General features: G+C 66.0%; 20 protein-coding genes. 16 read left to right on the top strand and 4 right to left on the bottom strand.

The window, feature by feature from the left end; genetic code table 11:
• The first annotated feature begins 3 nt into the window (after positions 1 to 3).
• The 5 genes from ccoP to ccoS all read left to right on the top strand — a co-directional run bounded on the left by ccoP (position 4) and on the right by ccoS (position 5,337).
• Entirely contained in the window at positions 4 to 879 is an 876-nt protein-coding gene (gene ccoP, locus P6U31_RS25865; protein ID WP_407184584.1) for a cytochrome-c oxidase, cbb3-type subunit III, read from the top strand.
• Positions 880 to 1,001: 122 nt separating this feature from the next.
• On the top strand, positions 1,002 to 2,468 hold the full coding sequence (gene ccoG, locus P6U31_RS25860; protein WP_407184583.1) for a cytochrome c oxidase accessory protein CcoG: 1,467 nt from the start codon (positions 1,002 to 1,004) through the stop codon (positions 2,466 to 2,468).
• A gap of 15 nt (positions 2,469 to 2,483) precedes the next feature.
• Positions 2,484 to 2,969, top strand: a complete 486-nt coding sequence (locus P6U31_RS25855; RefSeq protein WP_407184582.1) for a FixH family protein — start codon at positions 2,484 to 2,486, stop codon at positions 2,967 to 2,969.
• An 11-nt stretch (positions 2,970 to 2,980) separates the two neighbouring features.
• Positions 2,981 to 5,170 (top strand): cation-translocating P-type ATPase, encoded by a 2,190-nt coding sequence (locus P6U31_RS25850; protein WP_407184581.1) that lies wholly within the window; start codon positions 2,981 to 2,983, stop codon positions 5,168 to 5,170.
• Positions 5,170 to 5,337, top strand: a complete 168-nt coding sequence (ccoS, locus tag P6U31_RS25845; protein ID WP_008550618.1) for a cbb3-type cytochrome oxidase assembly protein CcoS — start codon at positions 5,170 to 5,172, stop codon at positions 5,335 to 5,337. Before P6U31_RS25850 ends, ccoS begins: the two co-directional genes overlap by 1 nt.
• A 69-nt stretch (positions 5,338 to 5,406) precedes the next feature.
• Here the strand turns inward: ccoS and P6U31_RS25840 are convergent, their stop codons facing one another.
• Together P6U31_RS25840 and P6U31_RS25835 are read right to left on the bottom strand one after the other, a co-directional pair.
• Entirely contained in the window at positions 5,407 to 6,618 is a 1,212-nt protein-coding gene (locus P6U31_RS25840) for an MFS transporter (RefSeq protein ID WP_407184580.1), read from the bottom strand.
• A gap of 173 nt (positions 6,619 to 6,791) precedes the next feature.
• Entirely contained in the window at positions 6,792 to 7,274 is a 483-nt protein-coding gene (locus tag P6U31_RS25835) for a cupin domain-containing protein (RefSeq protein WP_407184579.1), read from the bottom strand.
• Positions 7,275 to 7,511: 237 nt separating this feature from the next.
• Here P6U31_RS25835 and P6U31_RS25830 point away from each other — a divergent pair, with 237 nt between their 5' ends.
• Positions 7,512 to 7,796 (top strand): hypothetical protein, encoded by a 285-nt coding sequence (locus P6U31_RS25830; protein WP_407184578.1) that lies wholly within the window; start codon positions 7,512 to 7,514, stop codon positions 7,794 to 7,796.
• An 82-nt stretch (positions 7,797 to 7,878) separates the two neighbouring features.
• Complete coding sequence (locus tag P6U31_RS25825) at positions 7,879 to 8,595, top strand: peroxiredoxin-like family protein (protein ID WP_407184577.1); 717 nt, start codon at positions 7,879 to 7,881, stop codon at positions 8,593 to 8,595.
• A gap of 71 nt (positions 8,596 to 8,666) precedes the next feature.
• On the opposite strand, the gene P6U31_RS25820 is transcribed toward P6U31_RS25825, so the two are convergent.
• Positions 8,667 to 9,554 (bottom strand): LysR family transcriptional regulator, encoded by an 888-nt coding sequence (locus P6U31_RS25820; RefSeq protein ID WP_407184576.1) that lies wholly within the window; start codon positions 9,552 to 9,554, stop codon positions 8,667 to 8,669.
• A 180-nt stretch (positions 9,555 to 9,734) separates the two neighbouring features.
• On the opposite strand from P6U31_RS25820, the gene P6U31_RS25815 reads away from it, so the two are divergent.
• From P6U31_RS25815 to P6U31_RS25805, 3 genes are all read left to right on the top strand, one after another.
• Entirely contained in the window at positions 9,735 to 10,559 is an 825-nt protein-coding gene (locus tag P6U31_RS25815; RefSeq protein ID WP_407184575.1) for a 3-hydroxybutyrate dehydrogenase, read from the top strand.
• 49 nt (positions 10,560 to 10,608) lie between these two features.
• Entirely contained in the window at positions 10,609 to 11,757 is a 1,149-nt protein-coding gene (locus P6U31_RS25810) for a DUF3734 domain-containing protein (protein WP_407184574.1), read from the top strand.
• Between the two features lie 74 nt (positions 11,758 to 11,831).
• Positions 11,832 to 12,779 carry an oxygenase MpaB family protein gene (locus tag P6U31_RS25805; RefSeq protein ID WP_407184573.1) on the top strand — a complete coding sequence of 316 codons (948 nt, stop codon included), beginning with the start codon at positions 11,832 to 11,834 and terminating at the stop codon, positions 12,777 to 12,779.
• 141 nt (positions 12,780 to 12,920) lie between these two features.
• On the opposite strand, the gene glgA is transcribed toward P6U31_RS25805, so the two are convergent.
• Positions 12,921 to 14,336 carry a glycogen synthase GlgA gene (gene glgA, locus P6U31_RS25800; RefSeq protein WP_407184572.1) on the bottom strand — a complete coding sequence of 472 codons (1,416 nt, stop codon included), beginning with the start codon at positions 14,334 to 14,336 and terminating at the stop codon, positions 12,921 to 12,923.
• Positions 14,337 to 14,516: 180 nt separating this feature from the next.
• On the opposite strand from glgA, the gene P6U31_RS25795 reads away from it, so the two are divergent.
• The 6 genes from P6U31_RS25795 (at position 14,517) to P6U31_RS25770 (ending at position 21,164) form a co-directional block, all read left to right on the top strand.
• The gene (locus tag P6U31_RS25795) at positions 14,517 to 15,713 is read left to right on the top strand and encodes a CaiB/BaiF CoA transferase family protein (RefSeq protein ID WP_407184571.1); all 1,197 of its coding nucleotides are present in this window, start codon (positions 14,517 to 14,519) and stop codon (positions 15,711 to 15,713) included.
• Positions 15,714 to 15,845: 132 nt separating this feature from the next.
• Entirely contained in the window at positions 15,846 to 17,390 is a 1,545-nt protein-coding gene (locus P6U31_RS25790) for an ABC transporter substrate-binding protein (RefSeq protein WP_407184570.1), read from the top strand.
• 7 nt (positions 17,391 to 17,397) lie between these two features.
• Positions 17,398 to 18,348, top strand: a complete 951-nt coding sequence (locus P6U31_RS25785; protein ID WP_407184569.1) for an ABC transporter permease — start codon at positions 17,398 to 17,400, stop codon at positions 18,346 to 18,348.
• Positions 18,335 to 19,207, top strand: coding sequence for an ABC transporter permease (locus tag P6U31_RS25780; RefSeq protein WP_407184568.1), 873 nt, complete (start codon positions 18,335 to 18,337; stop codon positions 19,205 to 19,207). Before P6U31_RS25785 ends, P6U31_RS25780 begins: the two co-directional genes overlap by 14 nt.
• A complete protein-coding gene (locus tag P6U31_RS25775; RefSeq protein WP_407184567.1) occupies positions 19,204 to 20,196 on the top strand; it encodes an ABC transporter ATP-binding protein in 993 nt (330 codons plus the stop codon). Before P6U31_RS25780 ends, P6U31_RS25775 begins: the two co-directional genes overlap by 4 nt.
• Positions 20,193 to 21,164 (top strand): ABC transporter ATP-binding protein, encoded by a 972-nt coding sequence (locus P6U31_RS25770; protein WP_407184566.1) that lies wholly within the window; start codon positions 20,193 to 20,195, stop codon positions 21,162 to 21,164. Before P6U31_RS25775 ends, P6U31_RS25770 begins: the two co-directional genes overlap by 4 nt.
• Positions 21,165 to 21,238 lie beyond the last annotated feature (74 nt).

Below are 21,238 nucleotides of genomic sequence, written 5' to 3'. Positions count from 1 at the left end.
ACCATGACCGACCATCATAGCGACATCGATTCCGTCTCCGGCAAGTCCACGACCGGGCACGAGTGGGACGGCATCAAGGAGCTCAACACGCCGCTGCCACGCTGGTGGGTGATCACCTTTTACCTCACCATCGTCTGGGCGATCGGCTACTGGATCGTCTATCCGGCATGGCCGCTGATCGCCAGCAATACCACCGGCGTGTTCGGCTATTCCTCGCGCGCCGACGTCGCGGTCGAGCTCGCCAACCTCGAGAAGATCCGCGGTGACAAGATGGCGGCGCTGGGTGCGGCCTCGCTCGCCGACATCGAGAAGGACCCGGCCTTGCTGGCGCTCGCCCGCGCCAAGGGCAAGACCGTGTTCGGCGACAATTGTGCGCCGTGCCACGGCTCCGGCGGTGCCGGCGCCAAGGGCTTCCCGAACCTGAACGACGACGACTGGCTGTGGGGCGGCACGCTCGACCAGATCATGCAGACCATCCAGTTCGGCGCGCGTTCCGGTCATGCCAAGACGCATGAGGGCCAGATGCTCGCCTTCGGCAAGGACGGCGTGCTGAAGCCGGACGAGATCGTCACGGTCGCCAATTACGTGCGGTCGCTGTCGGGCCTGTCGACCCGCAACGGCTTCGATTCCGCCAAGGGCGCGAAGATCTTTGCGGAAAACTGCGTCGCCTGCCATGGCGACGGCGGCAAGGGCAACCAGGAGATGGGCGCCCCGAACCTGACCGACAAGATCTGGCTCTACGGCTCCGACGAGGCGACCCTGATCGAGACCATCAGCCAGGGCCGCGCCGGCGTGATGCCGGCCTGGGAAGGGCGGCTCGATCCCGCCACCATCAAGGCGATGGCGGTCTACGTCCACTCGCTGGGCGGTGGAAAGTAGCGGGATCCGCGGCTCAAAGGTTCAGGCGGGGGCGCACAAAAGTGCCCCCGTTTGAGCTGGATCAACTGACGCGGCGATGTCGGGTCTAGGTTTAATCGCACCTCTTCGAGAAGCTCTAGGCGATGAACAAGACCGTCAACCCGAACGAACTGAAGCCTGCGGACGACGTCGGGCCGCTCTATGCGGCCCGTAAGAAAGTCTACCCTCAAAGCGTCTCCGGCACGTTTCGCCGGATCAAATGGGCGCTGATGGCGTTCTGCCTCGGCGTCTACTACTTCCTGCCGTTCGTACGTTGGAACCGCGGCCTCGGCGCTCCCAGCCAGGCGGTGCTGATCGATCTGCCCAACAGCCGCTTCTACTTCTTCTTCATCGAGCTGTGGCCGCAGGAGGTCTACTACTTCACCGGCCTGTTGATCGTGGCCGCGGTGGCGCTGTTCCTGATGAACTCGGTCGGCGGCCGCATCTGGTGCGGCTATCTCTGCCCGCAGACGGTGTGGACCGACCTGTTCTATGCCGTCGAGCGCCTGATCGAGGGTGACCGGCGCGAGCGGATGAAGAAGGACAAATCGTCCGATCCCTTGAAGCTCGAGCGGATCTCCGAGATCGTGCTCAAGCATTCGATCTGGCTGATGATCGCCTGGTGGACCGGCGGCGCCTGGGTGCTCTACTTCAACGACGCGCCGACCCTGGTGAAGGAGCTCGTCACCTTCCAGGGCCCGATGATCGCCTATATCTGGATCGGCATTCTCACCGCCTCGACCTATCTGCTCGCCGGCTACATGCGCGAGCAGGTCTGCACCTATATGTGCCCCTGGCCGCGCATCCAGGCCGCGCTCACCGACGAATGGGCGCTGAACGTCACCTATCGCTACGACCGCGGCGAGAAGCGCACTTCGGTCAAGAAGGCCGCCGAGCTGCGCGCGCTCGGTCAGCAGGTCGGCGATTGCGTCGATTGCTACCAGTGCGTCGCGGTCTGCCCGACCGGCATCGACATCCGCAACGGACCGCAGATGGAATGCATCCAGTGCGGCCTCTGCATCGATGCCTGCGACAACGTGATGGCCAAGATCGGCCGGCCGAAGCGGCTGATCGGTTACGACAACGACATCAACATCCATCGTCGTCAGGAAGGCAAGGCGCCGATCTATCGCATCGTCCGGGCCCGCACCATCGTCTACAGCGCGATCATCGCAGCGGTCGGCGGCTTCATGGTCTATACGCTGGCGACACGCAGCCTGCTCGACGTCAACGTGCTGCACGACCGCAATCCGGTCGCGATCAAGCTCAGCGACGGCTCGATCCGCAATGCCTACACGGTGCGGCTCCTGAATAAGAGCGGCTACGACCGCGCCATCGCCATCGACGTCGAGGGGCCGGTCAATCCCACGATGCACGTCGTCGGCGTCGATTCGGTGACGCCGGACCGGCCCATCATCGTGATTCCGCGCGACTCCACCAGCGAGCTGCGGCTGCTCGTCACGGCGCCGGCCGAGAACAATCCGGAAAAGTCGATTCCGGTCCGCTTCCACGTCATGGATATCGGGCTGGGCGTCGCCGCGAGCGCCACCGACAACTTCGTCGCGCCGTAAATCCAGGAGACCATCATGTCATCCAAGCCGCTGACCGGAACCAAGGTCCTCCTGATGCTGGTGGCCTTCTTCGGCCTCGTGATCGGCGTCAACATCACCATGATGAAGCTCGCCATCGCGACGCTGCCCGGCACCGACGTCGACAGCCCCTATGCTGCCGGCTTGACCTACGACCGCGAGATCTCGGCGGCGCAGGACCAGGCCGCGCGCAAATGGAAGGTCAACGCCCATATCGAGCGTCGCAACGACGGCGGCGCCGTGGTCCAGGTCGAGGCCCGCGATGCTGGCGGCCAGCCGATCGCCGGGCTCAAATTCGGCGGACGGCTGGAGCGGCCGACCGACAAGCGCGCCGATCTCGCCGTCGAGCTCACCGAAGCCGGCATCGGCCTCTATCGCGGCGGTGCCGCCTCCGTCGCGCCGGGCCAGTGGGACCTGGTGATCGAAGGCGAGGCGCGAGGAACGCGCGTGTTCCTGTCGCGCAACCGCGTGATCCTGAACTGAAGGGTCTTGCCATGCAGGTCACGCGCGATTTCTCCCATTATGTTCGCGAGGCGGGCGAGGGCGTCCAGCACATCGATCTCGCAGTGGAAGGCGTTCACTGCGCCGGCTGCATGGCCAAGATCGAACGTGGCCTGTCCGCCATCCCCGACGTCACGCTGGCGCGCGTCAACCTCACCGACCGCCGCGTCGCGTTGGAATGGAAGGCGGGCACGCTCGACCCAAGCCGGTTCATCGATCGGCTCGAAGAGCTCGGCTACAAGGCCTATCCGTTCGAGACCGAGAGCGCGGAGGTGGCGGAGGTCGCCGAGTCGCGCTTCCTGCTGCGCTGCCTCGGCGTCGCGGCCTTCGCCACCATGAACGTGATGATGCTGTCGATCCCGGTGTGGTCGGGCAACGTCTCCGACATGCTGCCCGAGCAGCGCGACTTCTTCCACTGGCTGTCGGCGCTGATCGCGCTGCCGGCGGCGGCCTATGCCGGCCAGCCGTTCTTCCGCTCGGCCTGGCGCGCGCTGTCGGCGAAGACGACCAACATGGACGTGCCGATCTCGATCGGCGTGATCCTGGCGCTCGGCATGTCCGTGGTCGAGACCATTCATCACGCCGAGCACGCCTATTTCGATGCGGCGATCATGCTGCTGACCTTCCTCCTGGTCGGCCGCTTCCTCGACCAGAACATGCGGCGGCGGACCCGCGCGGTCGCCGGCAATCTCGCGGCGCTGAAGGCGGAGACGGCCGCGAAGTTCGTCGGTCCCGATGAAATCTCGCAGGTGCCGGTGGCGGCGATCCATCCCGGCGACATCGTTCTGCTCAGGCCCGGCGAGCGTTGCGCCGTCGACGGCACCGTGATCGAGGGGCGTTCGGAGATCGACCAGAGCCTGATCACCGGCGAAACGCTTTATGTCACGGCCGAGCAGGGCACGCCGGTCTATGCGGGGTCGATGAACATCTCCGGCACGCTGCGGGTGCGGGTTTCGGCCGCATCCGAGGCGACGTTGCTCGCCGAGATCACGCGGCTGCTCGACAACGCGCTGCAGGCCCGCTCGCGCTACATGCGCCTCGCCGACCGCGCCTCGCGGCTGTATGCGCCGGTGGTGCACGCGACCGCGCTTTTGACCATCTTCGGCTGGGTCATCGTCGGCGCGTCCTGGCACGATGCAATTATGACGGGTGTTGCCGTGCTGATCATCACCTGCCCCTGCGCGCTGGGGTTGGCGATTCCGACCGTGCAGACGGTCGCCTCCGGCGCGATGTTCAAGGCAGGTGTGCTGCTCAATGCGGGCGACGCCATCGAGCGGCTGGCCGAGGCCGACCATGTCATCTTCGACAAGACCGGCACGCTGACGCTGCCCGATCTCGAAGTGATGAATGCCGCCGACATTCCCGCCGACATCTTCGAACTCGCCGGCCGGCTGGCGCTGTCGAGCCATCATCCGGTCGCGGCCGCAATCGCGCAGGCCGCCGGCGCCAGATCGCCGATCGTTGGTGCCGTCGAGGAAGCCGGACAGGGCGTCCGGGCGACCGTGGACGGCGTCGAGCTTCGCCTCGGCCGCCCCTCCTTCTGCGATGCAGAGGCGCTGATCGGCAGCGCCATGGTCGATCCCGAAGCCTCCATCGTCGCGTTCAGCAAGGGTAGCGAAAGGTTCATCCTCTCGGTCCGCCAGGGCCTGCGACCCGATGCCAAGGCGGTGATCGCGGCGCTGAAGGCGCGCAACATCGGCATCGAGATTCTCTCCGGCGATCGCGAGCCGGCGGTGAAGGCCGCGGCCCAGGCGCTTGACATCCCAGAATGGCGCGCCGGCGTCACGCCGGCCGACAAGATCGAGCGGATCGAGGAGCTGAAGCGGCGCGGCGCCAGGGTGCTGATGGTCGGCGACGGCATGAACGATGCGCCTTCGCTCGCTGCGGCCCATGTCTCGATGTCGCCGATCTCGGCCGCCCATCTTAGCCAGGCCACCGCCGATCTCGTCTTCCTCGGCCGGCCGCTGGCGCCGGTGGTTGCCGCCATCGACGCCTCGCGCAAGGCGCTGCATCTGATGCGGCAGAACCTCTGGCTCGCGATCGGCTACAACGTTCTCGCCGTGCCGGTTGCGATCAGCGGCGTCGTGACGCCCTTGATCGCGGCGGCGGCCATGAGCGGGTCCTCGATCCTGGTGATGCTGAATTCGCTGCGCGCGCGCAGCGCCTCGCGGGAGATCGTGTGATGGAGATCCTGGTCATCCTGGTCCCGCTGGCGCTGATGCTCGGCGGCGCCGGTCTCGTCGCCTTCCTGTGGTCGCTTAGAAGCGGCCAGTACGACGACCTCGACGGGGCCGCCTGGCGCGCCATTGCCGACGACGAGCCGCCGCAGGAAGCCCCGGCCAAGCGCTAAAGCCTGATCCGAAAAAAGTGCCAAGCGGTTTTCCGGAAACATCATGCACAAAGCGGGATGATGATTCATCTAAATCTCATCGCGCTTTAGCGCAAAGGTGAGCAGGGCTGCCGCGATGAGAGCCGCGCCTACGCCGAGCACGCATGCCTGCCACCCGAAAGCATCGAACAGGCGCCCGAGCACGGCCGTGCCGACCAGCCCGCCGCAGAAATAGCACGCAAGATAGGTCCCGCTGGCGATGCCGCGGTTGTCGGCAGCCGCCTGTCCGACGAAGCCGGTGGCGGCGGCCTGCGCGAAGAATGTGCCGACGCCGACCAGAACCATACCGGTGAGGACTTCGCTCAGATGCGGCCGCAGCATCAAAGGGAGGCCCAGCCCGGCAATCGCGAGCGCGCCCCAGATCGTCGGACGTGTTCCGAGCCTTGACGCCACCCGGCCGGCCAGAAGCGTCGTGACCACCGACGGCAGGAAGACGAAATAGACGAGGCCCAGATCCATCATGCCGAGCGCCAGCGGCGGCCGCACCAGCACGAAATTGACGAAGGTGAAGGTGCCGATGAAGGCGAACAGGATGCAGAAGCCGATGCCGAAGACCGCCCGCAGATTTGGATTGCGCCAATGCGCGATGGTGGCGGCGAGCGGCGAAGCCGCCGGCGTCATCGCATGCATGGGCGGCAACCGTCGAATCGTGAAATGGACCAGCACGGCGCCGGAAAGATTGAGCGCGGCGAACAGATAGAAATTCCAGGCGAGGCCGAGTCCGTCGGCGATCGCCGCCGACATCAGCCGCCCGACGAGATTGCTCGCGACATTGCCGGTGATGTAGGCGGCGAAGGCGGTGCCGGCGTCCATCGCGCTGCATTGCTCGCCGAGATAGGCGAGGGTGAGCGCGAAGGCGGAGGCCATGCACAGGCCCTGTGCGACCCGCAAGGCGGTGAAGACGGCGAGGTTCGGCGCCGAGGCCAGCAGGCTGGTGGGGATTGCCAGCAGAGCCAGGCTGAGCAGGATGCCGGTTCGCCGGTTGATGTGCGGGCTGAAGATGCCGACGACGAGGCTGGCTGCCGCCATGCCGAAGGTGCTGGCGTTGACGGCAAAGCCCATCGCTGCGGGCGTGACGCCGTAGTGCCGCGTCAGCGAGGGCAGGATCGCCTGCGTCGCGAAAAGATCGACGACGGTCAGGAATGCGGTGAGGCCGATCACGAGCGAGCGCAGCGCCAGACCCGGCGCGTGCGCCTCCATCGGCATCGCGGACGGTTTGATGGGCGCGGAGAGGTCGGTCATATCGTTGCGTCTCCTCATGCCGGATGTCATTCCGGGTGCGGCTTCGCGACCCGGAATGACGTAGGGCTGTCGCACCTGGCGCTTTGTCAGTCCCGAGCGCGCGCCTCGTCCTTCGAGACGACCGCTTCGCGGTCTCCTCAAAAGCGGGCGTCTCGAAGGATGGCTGCAGCGAATTACATGTGGTGGTCGTTGGGGTCCTTGCGGACGTCGCCGACATAGAGAATGACGGTCTCCTTGCCGAGGTTCTTCCACCAATGCGAGGTGCCGTAGACCTCGGGACGGATGTCGCCGGCCTTGTGCACGATCGGATCGACGCAGTTCGAGGCGTATTCTACGATCTCGCCCTGCTGCACGAAGATCAGCGCGGGGCGGTCGTCATGGCTGTGCCAGGGCACGATGCCGCCGGGCGCGATAGTCAGCTTGCGGAAGCGCAGCTCGCGCCCCTCGATATGGGCCGGCTGCTTGCCGAGGTCGATCGCACCAAGCGTGACGTCGGTGACCCCGACCGGCTTGTAGTCGACCATCTGCTGGGCGTTCGGCTTGATCTTGCCGGCCGGGCATTCGCCGGCAACGACCGGCTGCGCCGAGAGTGTCAACGCGCCGACGATAGCAAGGCCCGGCCAGATCAGACGCGACAAGGCATGGCTCTTGGACATGGGAGGTCTCCTGTGTTGGCCGCAACCCCGCTGGTCGCCGGCGGTGAGGCCAGCTTTGACGAGATCGCGTCCCGCCTGAAATGCCAGCTTGCTCTCGTTGCGATAGCGGCGCGCTATGTCGATGCGCGGCGGCTATCGATCCGATTGGGCAACGGCATTTCCGCTTTTGGGGCATTCGGCGTCCGATGACAGGGCGCCCGATTGGCGGGCGTTCGCGTCGATCCGGAGGAGCATGTCATGACGAGAGTGTCCAAGACCCTGATTTTCACCGCTGCGTTTGCTATCATCGCCACCTCGGCCTTCTCGGAGGCCACATGGGACTTCAAGGCCGGCATGGCCTATGTCTATGGCGGACCCGGCAAGATGTCGGCGATGGCGATGGCCCCGGCCGAGAAGAACCACGAGGCGATGATGAAGAACGCCAAGAAGGTGCCCGACAATACCGTCTTCTTCATGAACAACGGCTCGCTCTACTACACGCCCGGCCGGCTCGATCCGACCGGCAATTTCTACGTGAACTGAAGAGACCTTCGCCTAATGGCCGCCCCTTGCGGGCGGCCGGAGCGAAAAACTACTATTCCCCCTTCCAAGGCCGGAGCGGAAGATGACGTCTCTCTCACCTGCCGACGCCGAGCGGCTCAAGCTTGCCTTCCAGCGCTGCCGCGACATGGACGGCACGTTGAACGAGCAGCTCCGCGCCTATGCCGATGCCAGCCGTGCCGTCTTTCCGGCCTATGGCGAGGCCGTCGATCGCCTGGTGGCGAGATTGGGCGGCAATGGCGGCGGCGAGTCCGCGCCGCGGCCGGGCGATGCGATGCCGCCGTTCATGCTGCCGGACGAGGGCGGGCGTCTCGTTACGCTGCCTTCGCTGCTCGAGCGCGGTCCGGTCGCGGTGATGTTCTTCCGCGGCCATTGGTGTCCCTATTGCCGGCTCAATGTCCGCGCCGTGGTCCAGGCGCTCGACCGCATCGAGGCCATGGGCGCGCAGATCGTTGCGGTCATGCCGGAGACGCAGGAATACACCGGACGGCTCAAGGCCGAATCCGGCGCGCCGTTTCCGATCCTGACCGACCTCGACAACGGCTATGCGCTGTCGCTCAATCTCGCGATCTGGCTCGGCGCCGAGATCCAGAGCCTGTTATCCTATCAGGACATGGCGAAATTCCACGGCAATGACGGCTGGATGCTGCCGATCCCGGCCGTGTTCGTGGTCGGCCGCGACGGCATCGTGAAAGCGCGCTTCGTCGACCCCGATTTCCGCAAGCGCATGGAGATCGATGACCTGCTCGCAGCGCTGGAGAGCGCGAGCCGGGAGAACTGAGCAGCGCATTGCGCGCTTTCTTCCTTTGCCACCTCGCAAGAGGAGAGCGGAAAGGAAGCGCGAATCTCCGTCTACCCCGCAATCTCCCGCCAGTCGGCGCCGCGCAGCATGCGCATGACGGCGTTGGCGACCGCCGTTCGCTGCCGACCTGCCACGCCGTAGAGGCTGACGGTGCGGCGGGCGTCGAGCCCAGTGACGGCGGCGCGTTTCAGGCTCTCCGGGACCAGCGAGGTGTGGGGCATCATGGCAACGCCGATATCTGCCTCCACCAGTTCGATCAGATCGCGTTCGCTCGAGATCTCGTGGCCGTGATCCACGTCGATGCCGTGCTCGCGCAGGCTGGCGGAGATGCGCCTGGAATGCTCGCAATAATTCCGGCCGAGCAATTGCTCGGCGCGCAAATCGTCCGGCTCGATCGTATCATGCCCGGCGAGCCGGTGCTCCCTGCTGACGACGAGATCGAACGTCTCGGTGAACAGCGGCCAGGCGTCGAGCCGATCCCAGGCCTCGTCGATCTCGGCGGCGATGCCGAGCTCGGCTTCGCCCTTCTTGAGGAAATCGCCGACCTCGCGGCTCGTCCCGCGCAGGAAGCGCAGCTCGAGCCGGTTGAACTGCCGCCTGATCTCGTTGAGGTGGGGAATCAGCAGCGCCAGGTCGATCGAATGCGTCAGCGCGATGCGCAGCGCGCCGATCTCTCCGCTCTTGAACGAGGAGGCGAGCGAACGCGCGCCGATGGCGGCATCGTAGCACTGCTTCAACAGCGGATGCATGCGCTGGCCGAGCTCGGTCAGTTGCGCCGCCGGCCGCTCGCGGCGAAACAGGTCGCCGCCGAGCTCGGCCTCGAGCTGCTTGATCGCGCGCGTCAGGGAGGGCTGCGTGACGTTGCACTCCTCCGCCGCGCGCGTGAAATTGAGCAACTGCGCCACCGCGAGGAAATAGCGGACCTGGTGCATTTCCATGGTTCGGCTCCCAGCAAGATCGGCCTCAAACCTAGCCGATCGGCGCGGGAAATGACATCCCGCCCGCGATAGCGCGGGCGTATGGAGTCGGAAGCCAACCGGCATTTCCGTGAAACAGGATGATCCCGCAGATTTCGCTGCAGCCACGGCGCGGTATCGCGCCCAGAACAGGTCCGGATCATGAATATCCCCATCAAGACGCAGACGTCCGCTTCGTCACGCGCGCTGGCCGGCAAGGTCGCGCTCATCACGGGCTCGACCAGCGGTATCGGTCTCGGCATCGCACGTGCGCTGGCGGCGGCCGGCGCCGATGTCGTACTGAACGGCCTCGGCGTCGCCAGCGAGATCGGCCGGACACGCGAGCAGATCGCCGCCGAGTTCGGCGTCAAGGCGAGCTACTCGCCGGCCGACATGACGAGGCCGAAGTCGATTGCCGAGATGATTGCGGCGACCATCGCCCAGTCCGGGCGGCTCGATATCCTCGTCAACAACGCCGGCATCCAGCATGTGGCGCCGCTCGACCAGTTCCCGGTCGACAAATGGGACCAGATCCTCGCGATCAACCTGACCTCGGCCTTCCACACCACGCGGCTCGCGCTGTCGGCGATGCGCCAGAACGGTTTTGGCCGGATCATCAACGTCGCCTCCGCGCACGGTCTGGTCGGCTCGCCTTTCAAGGCGGCCTATGTCGCCGCCAAGCACGGCATCGTCGGTCTGACCAAGGTCACGGCGCTGGAGACCGCGGAGCAGGGCATCACCTGCAACGCGGTCTGTCCCGGCTACGTCTCTACGCCGCTGGTCGAAGCGCAGATCGATGGACAGGCCAAGGCCCACGGCATCTCCCGCGATCAGGTGATCCGTGAGGTGCTGCTCGCGCAGCAGCCGAACAAGCGTTTTGCCACGGTCGAGGAGCTCGGCGCGCTGACGGTGTTCCTGTCGACGGATGCGGCGGCTTCGATCACCGGCATCGCGCTTCCGGTCGACGGCGGCTGGACCGCGCATTGACATGGGCCAGCGCAGCAAGTCGAATATTCGACCAACGCAGGAGCGTGACATGAACGGCACACAGGACAACACACGGGGCAAGGGTCACGACCTGCCGGGTCAGGTCGTTCTCGTGCTCCAGGGCGGCGGCGCGCTCGGCTCCTATCAGGCCGGCGTCTATCAGGCCCTGCACGAGGCCGGCATCGAGCCGGATTGGGTCATCGGCACCTCGATCGGCGCCATCAATGCCAGCCTGATCGCCGGCAACGCGCCGGAGCATCGACTGGCGCGCCTGAGGGAGTTCTGGAAGCGGATGGAGCAGAAGCCGGCCTGGGACTGGCGCGCCGCGTTTCCCGGCTTCAACGAGAAGCTCGCTTATTGGTCGACCGTCACCCACGGCATTGCCGGCTTCTTCCGGCCCAATCCGCTGGCGCATGCCGGAGATTCCTATCCGCTCGGTGCCGACAATGCGGGCTACTACTCCACCGCGCCACTCGAGAAGACCCTGAGCGAGCTGGTCGATTTCGATCTCGCCAATCGTTGCGCGCCACGTCTGACGGTCGGCGCCGCTCATGTCGGCACCAGCGAAATGCGCTATTTCGACAGTCGCGACGGCGAGCTGACCGTGAAGCATGTGATGGCTTCGGGGGCGCTGCCGCCGGCGTTCCCGGCGGTCCGCATCGACGGCGAACTCTATTGGGACGGCGGCATCCTGTCGAACACGCCGACGGAAGCGGTGTTCGACGACAATCCACGACGGGATTCGCTGATCTTCTCCGTGCATTTGTGGAATCCCGTCGGCGCCGAGCCGACCACGATGGCGGAGGTGCTGAACCGGCACAAGGACGTGCAGTATTCCAGCCGAATTTCGAGCCAGATTGCGCGCCAGCAGCAGGCCCATCGCCTGCGCCATGTCATCAACGAGCTCGCGGCGCGGCTTCCGGAGAGCGAGCGCACCGACCCCGCGGTCAGGGAGTTGATGAGCTACGGCTGTCACACCCGCATGCATGTGGTGCGGCTGCTCGCGCCGCAGCTCGAGCGCGAGACCCACACCAAGGATATCGATTTCAGCCCGTCGGGGATCACGCGGCGCTGGCATGCCGGTTACGCTCACATGCGATCGGTCCTGACGCGCAAGCCCTGGATCGGCGAATTCGATCCACTCGCCGGAGTGGTCCTGCACGAGCATACGGATGAGATGCCGATGGCAGCGGAGTAGAGCTGCTCTCGCATCATCGAATTGCCACAGGCCTTGCGGATCGTCGGTGGTCCATCGTCGAAAGGCCCTCGCAAGTGGTGTCCGCGAACGATCTTGATGCGGCCCTCGATCAGGTCCGCGCCAACGCGGCCGGAGCGGTGGCCGGCGTGTTCGGCCCGGCCTCGGTGACGTGGCGGATCGACCGCGAGGCCGTCATCTTCCTCGGTGCCGGCCGCGCGCTGTTGCTGCAGCTGGCCCATCCGTGGGTCGCGGCTGCCATCGCCGAGCATTCCAAGACCTTTGCCGATCCGATCGGGCGTTTCCACCGCACCTTCGACATCGTCTTTGCCATGGTGTTCGGCTCGCTCGACCAGGCCTTGCTGCCGGCCCGGAAGCTGCACCGACGCCATGGCATGATCGTCGGAGAGATGCCTGAGACCATCGGCCCGTTTGCGGCAGGCTCGCGCTACTGCGCCAACGACATTCCTTCGCTGCGCTGGGTTCACGCCACGCTGGTCGAATCCGCGCTGATGGCGCACGATCTGGTGCTTTCTCCAATCCCGGCGAAGGAACGCGAGCGCTACTGGACCGAGAGCCGATTGTTCGGGGCCTTGTTCGGATTGACGGCAAGCGACCTGCCGGGGGACTGGTCGGGCTTTACGGCCTACACCGCAGCGATGGCGCAATCGGAGACGCTGACCGTCAGCCCGGCGGCGCGCGAGATCGCTACGCAGATCTTCAGCGGCGCACGTCCGTGGCTGCGGCCGCCGCGCTGGTATCGCGCGCTCACGGCGCGGATGTTGCCGGAGCGGCTGCGCGCCGGGTTCGAGTTTGGGCTCGATGCGCGTGACGAGAGGGCGGCCGACAACGCGCTGCGATGGATCAGGCGCATCTATCCACGATTACCCGACAGGCTGCGCTATGTCGGACCCTACCAGGAAGCGCAGGCCCGGCTGCGCGGCGAACCGCAGCCCGACTGGATGACGCGCTGCCTCAACCGGGCCTGGATCGGCCGCTCGCAGATGGACGTGCGAGGGAAATAGGGTCTTGAGGCCAAGGTTGTTGAAGCTTGTCATTCCGGGACGCGCGGAGCGCGAACCCGGAATCCATTTCTTCCAGCATTCCGGCGGAACGATGGATTCCGGGTTCGCGCCAAGCGGCGCGCCCCGGAATGGCAGCGTTCCTCACGCCGACGCCAGCCTGCGGTACAGCGCGCTGTAGCTGCCGGCCGAGATGCTCCAGGAGAACGAGCGTCCCATGGCGCTACGGCGCATGGTGTCGAGCTGGTCCTGCGCCATGAAGGCCGAGAAGGCACGGCGCACGCCGCCGAGGAACGAATCGCGCGAGGGTTTGGAGAACAGGAAGCCGGTCTCGCCGTCGGTGATGGTCTCGGCAAGGCCGCCGGTCTGGTGCCCGATTGGCAGCGAGCCGAAGCGCTGGGCGTACATCTGGCTGAGCCCGCACGGCTCGAACCGCGACGGCATCAAGGTGAAGTCGCTGCCGGCGAAGATGCGCCGCGCCTGGGCGTCGTTGAAGCCGATCGCAACGCCGATGGCGTCGGGGCGACGGCGATGGGCGTCGATCAGGGCCTGCTCGAGCGCCGGCTCGCCGGACCCGGTGACCACGATCTGCCCGCCGGCGTCGACGATCTCGTCGGCCGCCGACAGCACGAGGTCGATGCCCTTCTGGTGCACCAGGCGCGCGACGATGCCGAACATCGGGCCGCGCGAGACTGCCAAGCCGAACTGCTTGCGGACGTAGTCCGCATTGGCCCTCTTGCCGGCCCAGTCGCCGGCGCCGAATTGCTGGGCGAGCTGGGCGCAGGAGCGCGGGTCCCAGCTCTCGTCGATGCCGTTGAGGATGCCGGTGAGCTCGGCGGCGTCTGAGCGCAGGCGGAGCAGGCCCTCCAGGCCGCAGCCGAACTCGGCCGTGGTGATCTCCCGCGCATAGGTGCCGCTGACCGTGGTGAGGTGGGAGGCGTAGACGAGGCCCGCCTTGAGGAAGGAGAGCTGGTCGTAGAACTCGACACCGTCGATGTGGAAGGAGCTCTCCGGTGCGCCGATCCGCCGCAGCGAGTCCTTCGGGAAGAGGCCCTGATAGGCGAGGTTGTGAATGGTCAGGATCGACGGCAGCTTGGCGCCGCGCCAGGTGAGATAGGCCGGCACCAGCGAGGCTTGCCAGTCATTGGCATGGATCAGGTCTGCTGCCCAATTCTTGTCCAGCGTGCCCATGGCGAGCTCAGCGGCTGCCGAGGCGAAGCGCGCGAAGCGGATGTCGTTGTCCGGCCAGTCGCGCCCGGACTCGTCGCCATAGGGATTGCCGGGCCGGTCGTAGAGTTGCGAGCACAACAGCACGTAGACCGGCAGGCCGTCCTTGGTCGCGGCCCGGCCGAGCGAGCAGGCCGGCATCTCCGCGAACGCCGGGCAGCGGCCGACGATCTGAATATGCGTGAGTTGCTCGATGATGTCGCGATAGCCGGGTAGCATGACCCGGATATCGGCAAAGTGGCGAAGGGCTCGGGGCAGGGCCGCGGAAACGGCGCCAAGTCCGCCGACGCGGACGAAGTCGTCCATCTCCGTGGTGACGAACAAGACCCTCAAGAACGACCGCCCTCTTCCGATCCCGTCTGCTGCTATGCAAGAACGGGTCCAGTTGCCCACACATTCCAAGCCCGCCCACGCGGCGCGTCCGTTCGGTAAAGACTTTCCTACTCAGCCGCCGCCCTCTAGGGTCGCCGCACCAACAACAGAGAACATTGAAGGTTCCAAGGGACTTCGCGGATGCAGCTAGCAGACAAGCATGAGGGGATATTGACAAAGGTCATGGCGGGCCTGCGGGTCCTGGATTTTTCGACCACGATCGCCGGTCCCCATTGCGCGCGGATGCTTGCCGATATGGGGGCCGAGGTCATCAAGATCGAGTCCGACGGCGGCGAGACGATGCGGACCCGGCCGCCGCTGCGCAAGGGGTGCAGCACCGCGTTCGGCCAGCTCAATGTCGGCAAGAAGAGCATGGTGCTCGACCTCAAATCCGAGGACGGCAGGGAGGCGGTTCGCCGGCTGGCCGCGACATCAGACATCCTGGTCGAGAATTTCCGCCCCGGCGTCATGCACCGGCTGCGGCTCGATTACGACAGCTTGCGCGCAGTCAACCCGCGGCTGATCTATTGCTCAATCTCCGGCTACGGCCAGAGTGGCCCCTCGGCCGAGCTGCCGGCCTATGCGCCGGTGATCCATGCCGCCTCGGGCTACGACATGGCGCATCTCGCCTACCAGCCCGGCCGCAATCGCCCCGATTATTGCGGCATCTATCACGCCGACGTCGTCACCGGTACCTATGGCTTCGGGGCAATCGCCTCCGCGCTCTATCAGCGGACCGTGACCGGGCTCGGCCAGCATATCGACGTGTCCATGCTGGAAACGATGCTGTCGCTGACGCTGACCGAATTGCAGAGCGCGCAATTCGCCGTGAAGCCGCCGCCGCGCCCGATGTTCGGCCCGACCGAAACGGCGAACGGCTACGTCATGATCACGGTCGCCAGCGAGAAGACATTCCAGGGATTGATGGGCGTGATCGGCCGAGCCGAATGGATCTCCGATCCGCGCTTCTCGACCTATGCCGCGCGCCGCGACAACTGGGCCGAGGTCATGGACGGCGTCGAGGCCTGGTCGCGGCAGCTCACGACCGATGCGTGTCTCGCTGAGCTCGGCGCGGCCGGCGTGCCGGCGTCGGCCTATCGCACCGTGGCCGAGGCGCTGGCCGATCCGCAGCTCGCGCACCGGCAGGCGCTCACCGAGGTGCAGGACGAGGGCGGCTCCTTCAAGGTGCTCAACCTGCCGTTCCGGATGTCGGGCGCGGACACCACGCCCGCCAGGACGATCGCCGTACTCGGCGAGCACACCGATGCGCTGCGCGACGAGATCGGCCTTGGTGATGACGCGTCAATTCCGACAGGCAAAACGGCCGCGACGCTCTGAGCAACATAGCGCCGCACCCGCGGCATGTGATCTCTCGTGCGTTCCCCTTGCCGTCGCGAGCATTTGTCGCCAATCTCGCCTCCCAGTCATTCAACGATCCGAAACATCGGACGAGGGATCCCGGGAGGAACCATGACGAAGATTGCTGCTGCGGCGCGCAAGCACGCGCCGATTTTCCTTGTTGCGGCATTTGCGGTCCTTCCGCTTGCCGAGCCAGCGCAGGCACAGAAGTCCGGCGGCAGCATCACCGTCGGTCAGGAGCTGGATATCGCCGGCTTCGATCCGCTCAAGGTCGGCGTCTACGACACCTCGACCTTCACCGCTGCCGCCGCCATCTTCGACACGCTGACCATATTGAATGAAAAGGGAGAAGCCGCGCCAAAGCTCGCAGTGTCCTGGACGCATTCCGACGATTACAAGACCTGGACCTTCAAGCTGCGCGAGGGCGTGAAATTCCACGACGGCACGCCGTTCAATGCGCAGGCCTTCAAGGAGAATTTCGACCGGCAGAAGGATCCCGCCAACAAGTGCCGTTGTGCCTTCTACATCACCAACATCAAGGAGGTGCTGGCGCCAGATGAATACACGATCGTCTACAATCTGACCGATCCTAGCGTGAACCTGCCGGCGACGATCACCATCCAGAGCCAGAACAATGTCGTGCACTCGCCGACGGCGTGGAAGACGAAGGGCGACGATTATAACCGCAATCCCGTCGGGACCGGTCCCTACATCCTGAAATCCTGGACCGCCGGCGACCGCATGGTGCTGGAGAAGAACCCGAACTACTGGGACAAGGGCCGACCTTATCTCGACCGCATCATCTTGAAGCCGCTCCCCGACGCGCAGTCGCGCTTCGCTTCGCTGCAATCAGGCGAGGCCGACATCATCTGGGACGATGAGGCCGACGCCGACAACATCATGAGGGCGCAGAAGGACCCCAAGCTCACCGTTCACACCTACAAGGGCTCAGGCGCTTCGGTCTATGCCTTCAATACCAAGGTCGCGCCGTTCGACGACGTCCGCGTGCGCCAGGCGCTGGTGATGGCGCTCGACCGTCCGAAGATGTCGCAGGCGATCAGCAACGGCCTGAGCCGCCCCGCGACCAATCCGTACGGCGACGGCTCCTGGGTCAAGTGCAAGGACGACGGCGCGCTGCCGTTCGACGTCGAGAAGGCCAAGGCGCTAATCAAGGAGTACGGCAAGCCGGTCGAGTTCAAGATGCTGGTGACCGCGACGCCGCGCGGCCGCATGGTCGGCCAAGTGCTTCAGCAATTCTGGAAGCGCGTCGGCGCCAACATGGAGATCGAGCAGGTCGACCAGGCCACCATTCCGTCGCGCGCATTCACCCGTCAGTTCCAGATGACGCCGTGGCGCATCGTCGATCTCGCCGATCCCGATCCGCAGATGTACGCGAATTTCCGCAGCGGCAGCCCGCTCGCGCTCGCCGGATACTCAAACCCCGAGCTCGACAAGCTGCTGGACCACGCGCGCGTTACTCCCGATCTCGGCGAACGCACCGAGGATTACTGCGCCATCAGCCGCCTGATCAACAAGGAGGCGATCTGGTTCTGGACTTTCCAGAACACCTATTACGCGCTGTCGAGCGCCAAGCTGAAGGGCTTCCCGAAGATCTACAACGGCGTGATCGACGTCTCGACCACCTGGCTGGAATGACGGCGCGATGCTGAACTTCCTCGTTCGCCGACTGCTCGGCATGCTGCCGGTGCTGCTCGCCGTCTCGCTGCTGACATTCCTGATCGCCTCGCTTCTGCCAGGCGATCTCGCTCTCGTTATCCTGGGCGACCAGGCGACGCCGGAGAATGTCGCGGCGCTGCGCCGCGACATGGGGCTAGATCAGCCGCTGTGGTGGCGTTACCTGAGCTGGCTCGGCCACGTCCTGCAGGGCGATCTCGGCCGCTCGTTCCGCACCGGCCAGACCGTGCTGCAGGCGGTCGCCGAGCGCATTCCGGTCTCGCTCCAGCTGATGGTGATGGCCGAATTCATCGGGCTCCTGATCGGCGTTCCCGTCGCGATCGCCTGCGCCGCGCGCGCCGGCGGCGCCTTCGACCGCCTGATGACCGGCAGCGCGTTCGCAATGCTGTCGATGCCGTCCTTCCTGGTGGCGATCCTCCTGATCTATCTGTTCGCGGTCGAGCTGCATTGGCTGCCGGCGACCGGCTATGTGCCGTTCACCGAGGAGCCGCTGGCGAATCTGCGGTTCTTCGTGCTGCCGGCGTTGACGCTGGCGCTGGCGGAATGGCCGGGCATCATGCGGGTGCTGCGCTCCGACATGATCGCGACCTTGCAGGAGGACTATATCGCGCTGGCGAAAGCAAAGGGCCTCAAGCCCGCGCGCATCCTGTTCGTGCATGCGCTGAAGCCGTCCTCGCTGACCCTGGTGACGGTGACTGGCATCAATATCGGCCGCCTGCTCGGCGGCACGCTGATCGTGGAATCGATCTTTGCGCTGCCCGGAATCGGCCGGCTGCTGGTCGGGGCGATCTACACCCGCGATCTCGTCATCCTCCAGGGCGTGGTGCTGCTGGTCGCCTGCGGCTTCGTCATCGTAAACTTCATCGTCGACATGCTCTATGCCGTGCTCGACCCCAGGATCCGCCATGGCCACGCTTGAGCTCTCGCTGCAGGACGAGGCGGTGCCCGTGCCGGCCGGCCGCAAGCGTAAGCTCGGCCTGCTGTTCTGGATCGCGAGCGCCTGGCTTGCGATGATCCTTGCGCTCGCGATCCTCGCGCCGGTGCTGCCGCTGCAGAACCCCGTGGACATGGACATGCTGGAGCGTCGTGCGGCGTTCTCCGGCGAGCACTGGCTCGGCACCGACGCGCTCGGCCGCGACGAGCTCGCCCGCCTGATCTTTGGCGCGCGGGCATCGCTGACAGTCGGGCTGGTCGCACCGATGATCGGCCTCACCGTCGGTGGCGCGCTTGGCCTGCTCGCCGGCTATTTCCGCGGCCGCTTCGAGACATTGGTGGTCGGCAGCATGGACGTGCTGCTCGCCTTTCCGCCGCTGATCTTCGCACTCGCCGTGACTGCCTATCTCGGACAGTCCGTCCCCAACCTCACCTTGATCCTGGGCGTGCTCGGCATTCCCGCCTTCATGCGCGTGGCGCGGGCGGCGACGCTGACCCTGGCACGACGCGAGTTCGTGATCGCGGCTGAGGCACTCGGCGCCAGCCATGCGCGCATCCTGCTGCGCGAGCTGTTGCCGAACGTGATCCTGCCGCTGCTGGCCTTCTTCCTGCTCGGCGTTGCCGTCACCATCGTGGTCGAGGGCGCGCTGTCCTTCCTCGGTCTCGGCGTGCCGCCGCCGATGGCGAGCTGGGGCAGCATGATCGGCGAGGGGCGCGACAGCCTCGACGTCGCGCCGCGGCTGGCGTTCCTGCCGGCGGCCGGACTGTTCCTCACCGTGCTGGCCTTCAACCTGGTCGGCGACACCTTGCGGGCGCTGACCGACCCGCGTCAGGGGGCGCTGTGAGCGCCCCACTCTTGACCATCGCGGATGTCGCGGTCGAGCTGCCGACGCCCCGCGGCAATTTGCGCGCGGTGGATCATGTCGACCTGTCGCTGGCGGCTGGCCGCACGCTCGGCATCGTCGGCGAATCCGGCTGCGGCAAGACCATGCTGTCGCGCGCCGTGCTTCAGCTGCTGCCGAAGAAGGCGAAGCTGACCGGCCGCGTGATGTTCGACTGCCAGGACTTGGTGCGGCTCGAGCCTGAAAGCCTGCGGCGCCTGCGCGGACGGGACCTCGCAGTCGTGTTCCAGGACCCCATGACCTCGCTCAATCCGGTGCTCACCATCGGCACGCAGTTGATGGAGACGATCCAGGAGCACCTCGAGCTCGACGCGCCGGAGGCACGGAAGCGCAGCATCGAGCTGCTCGCTGCCGTCGGCATTCCCGCGCCGGAGCAGCGGCTCGCGCAATATCCGCATCAATGTTCCGGCGGCATGCGCCAGCGCATCGCGATTGCGATCGCGCTGTCCTGCGAGCCGAAGCTCTTGATCGCGGACGAGCCGACCACCGCGCTCGACGTCACCATCCAGGCACAGATCCTCGATCTGCTCGCGCGCGAGCAGCGCCGCCGCCATATGGCGATGATCATCATCACGCACGATCTCGGCGTCGTCGCCGGCCGCGCCGACGAGGTCGCGGTGATGTATGCCGGCAGGGTGGTGGAGCGCGCGCCGACGCAAGCCTTGTTCAAGCGTATGCATATGCCCTACACCGAGGCGCTGCTGGCGGCGATCCCGAAGCTGGATGCCGCGCCGCATACGCCGCTGCCGGCGATCTCGGGCCGTCCGCCCGATCCGACCCGGCCGCTGCGTGGCTGCTCCTTCGCGCCGCGCTGCCGCTATGCGGTCGGCCGCTGTCATGAAGCCAAGCCCGAACTGACGAGCGCCGAGATGCCCGATCATCTCTATGCCTGCTTCCATCCGATCCGGATCACAGAGGGCGTTGGCGCATGATGCAGCTTGCCGCGCGTGCCGAGCCGCTCCTGAGCGTCGACAATCTCGTCGTCGAATATGGCCTCGGCAACAAGACCGTGCACGCAGTCTCCGGCGTCAGCCTTCGGGTCGCACGCGGCGAGACGCTGGGGCTGGTCGGTGAATCCGGCTGCGGCAAGTCGACGCTGGGGCGCGCAGTGCTGCAATTGCGCCGGGCCAAATCCGGACGTGTGCTGTTCGACGGGGAAGATCTCACCGCGATGGAAGGCGAGGCGCTGCGCAAGATGCGCCGTCGCGTGCAGCTGATCTTCCAGGACCCGATCGCCTCGCTCAATCCGCGCCGTCGCATCGGCGACATCGTCGCCGAGCCGCTGATCATCGCCGGCGTCAAGGATGCCGCCGAGCGCCAGCGCAGGGTTCACGAGGTGCTCTCGGCCGTCGGGCTCGATCCCGATCTGGTGGCGAACCGCCTGCCGCATGAGTTCTCCGGCGGGCAGTGCCAGCGCATCTGCATCGCGCGATCGCTGGTGCTCAACCCGGAGTTCATCGTCTGCGACGAGCCGGTCTCGGCGCTCGACGTCTCGATCCGCGCGCAGATCCTCAACCTGCTGGAGGAGATGAAGACGCGCTTCGGGCTGACGCTGCTGTTCATCGCGCATGACCTTGCGGTGGTCAAAGCGGTCAGCGACCGTGTGGCGGTGATGTATCTCGGCCGGCTCTGCGAGGTCGGGCCGTCAGAGCAATTGTTCGCGAGCCCTCGGCATCCCTACACGAACCTGCTGTTGCAGGCGATCCCGGTGCCCGATCCGGATATCCGTCCCGTCGAAAGTGTGGCGGCGGGCGAGCCGCCATCGCCGATTGCGCCGCCCTCCGGCTGCCGCTTCCGCACCCGCTGCCCGCGGGCCGATCAGCGATGCAGCGCGGAGATACCGGAGTTGCGCGAGGTTGGACCCGGCCAGTTCGCGGCTTGCCACCATCCGCTGGCCTAAACTAAGACAGCGCTCGAATTTGTCTCGTCAGGCCACCCATGGCATGGTGGCGACAAGGACAAGCATGCCGGGAG

This window comes from Bradyrhizobium centrosematis, assembly GCF_045571495.1.
GTDB lineage: Bacteria > Pseudomonadota > Alphaproteobacteria > Rhizobiales > Xanthobacteraceae > Bradyrhizobium > Bradyrhizobium centrosematis.
Note: the sequence above shows the minus strand (reverse complement) of the source record. Positions and strands in the feature narration are given on the sequence as shown.

Coding starts and splice junctions, on each gene's coding strand:
- ccoP (WP_407184584.1), top strand. CDS start 4: ATGACCGACCATCATAGCGACATCGATTCCGTCTCCGGCAAGTCCACG.
- ccoG (WP_407184583.1), top strand. CDS start 1,002: ATGAACAAGACCGTCAACCCGAACGAACTGAAGCCTGCGGACGACGTC.
- P6U31_RS25855 (WP_407184582.1), top strand. CDS start 2,484: ATGTCATCCAAGCCGCTGACCGGAACCAAGGTCCTCCTGATGCTGGTG.
- P6U31_RS25850 (WP_407184581.1), top strand. CDS start 2,981: ATGCAGGTCACGCGCGATTTCTCCCATTATGTTCGCGAGGCGGGCGAG.
- ccoS (WP_008550618.1), top strand. CDS start 5,170: ATGGAGATCCTGGTCATCCTGGTCCCGCTGGCGCTGATGCTCGGCGGC.
- P6U31_RS25840 (WP_407184580.1), bottom strand. CDS start 6,618: ATGACCGACCTCTCCGCGCCCATCAAACCGTCCGCGATGCCGATGGAG.
- P6U31_RS25835 (WP_407184579.1), bottom strand. CDS start 7,274: ATGTCCAAGAGCCATGCCTTGTCGCGTCTGATCTGGCCGGGCCTTGCT.
- P6U31_RS25830 (WP_407184578.1), top strand. CDS start 7,512: ATGACGAGAGTGTCCAAGACCCTGATTTTCACCGCTGCGTTTGCTATC.
- P6U31_RS25825 (WP_407184577.1), top strand. CDS start 7,879: ATGACGTCTCTCTCACCTGCCGACGCCGAGCGGCTCAAGCTTGCCTTC.
- P6U31_RS25820 (WP_407184576.1), bottom strand. CDS start 9,554: ATGGAAATGCACCAGGTCCGCTATTTCCTCGCGGTGGCGCAGTTGCTC.
- P6U31_RS25815 (WP_407184575.1), top strand. CDS start 9,735: ATGAATATCCCCATCAAGACGCAGACGTCCGCTTCGTCACGCGCGCTG.
- P6U31_RS25810 (WP_407184574.1), top strand. CDS start 10,609: ATGAACGGCACACAGGACAACACACGGGGCAAGGGTCACGACCTGCCG.
- P6U31_RS25795 (WP_407184571.1), top strand. CDS start 14,517: ATGCAGCTAGCAGACAAGCATGAGGGGATATTGACAAAGGTCATGGCG.
- P6U31_RS25790 (WP_407184570.1), top strand. CDS start 15,846: ATGACGAAGATTGCTGCTGCGGCGCGCAAGCACGCGCCGATTTTCCTT.
- P6U31_RS25785 (WP_407184569.1), top strand. CDS start 17,398: ATGCTGAACTTCCTCGTTCGCCGACTGCTCGGCATGCTGCCGGTGCTG.
- P6U31_RS25780 (WP_407184568.1), top strand. CDS start 18,335: ATGGCCACGCTTGAGCTCTCGCTGCAGGACGAGGCGGTGCCCGTGCCG.
- P6U31_RS25770 (WP_407184566.1), top strand. CDS start 20,193: ATGATGCAGCTTGCCGCGCGTGCCGAGCCGCTCCTGAGCGTCGACAAT.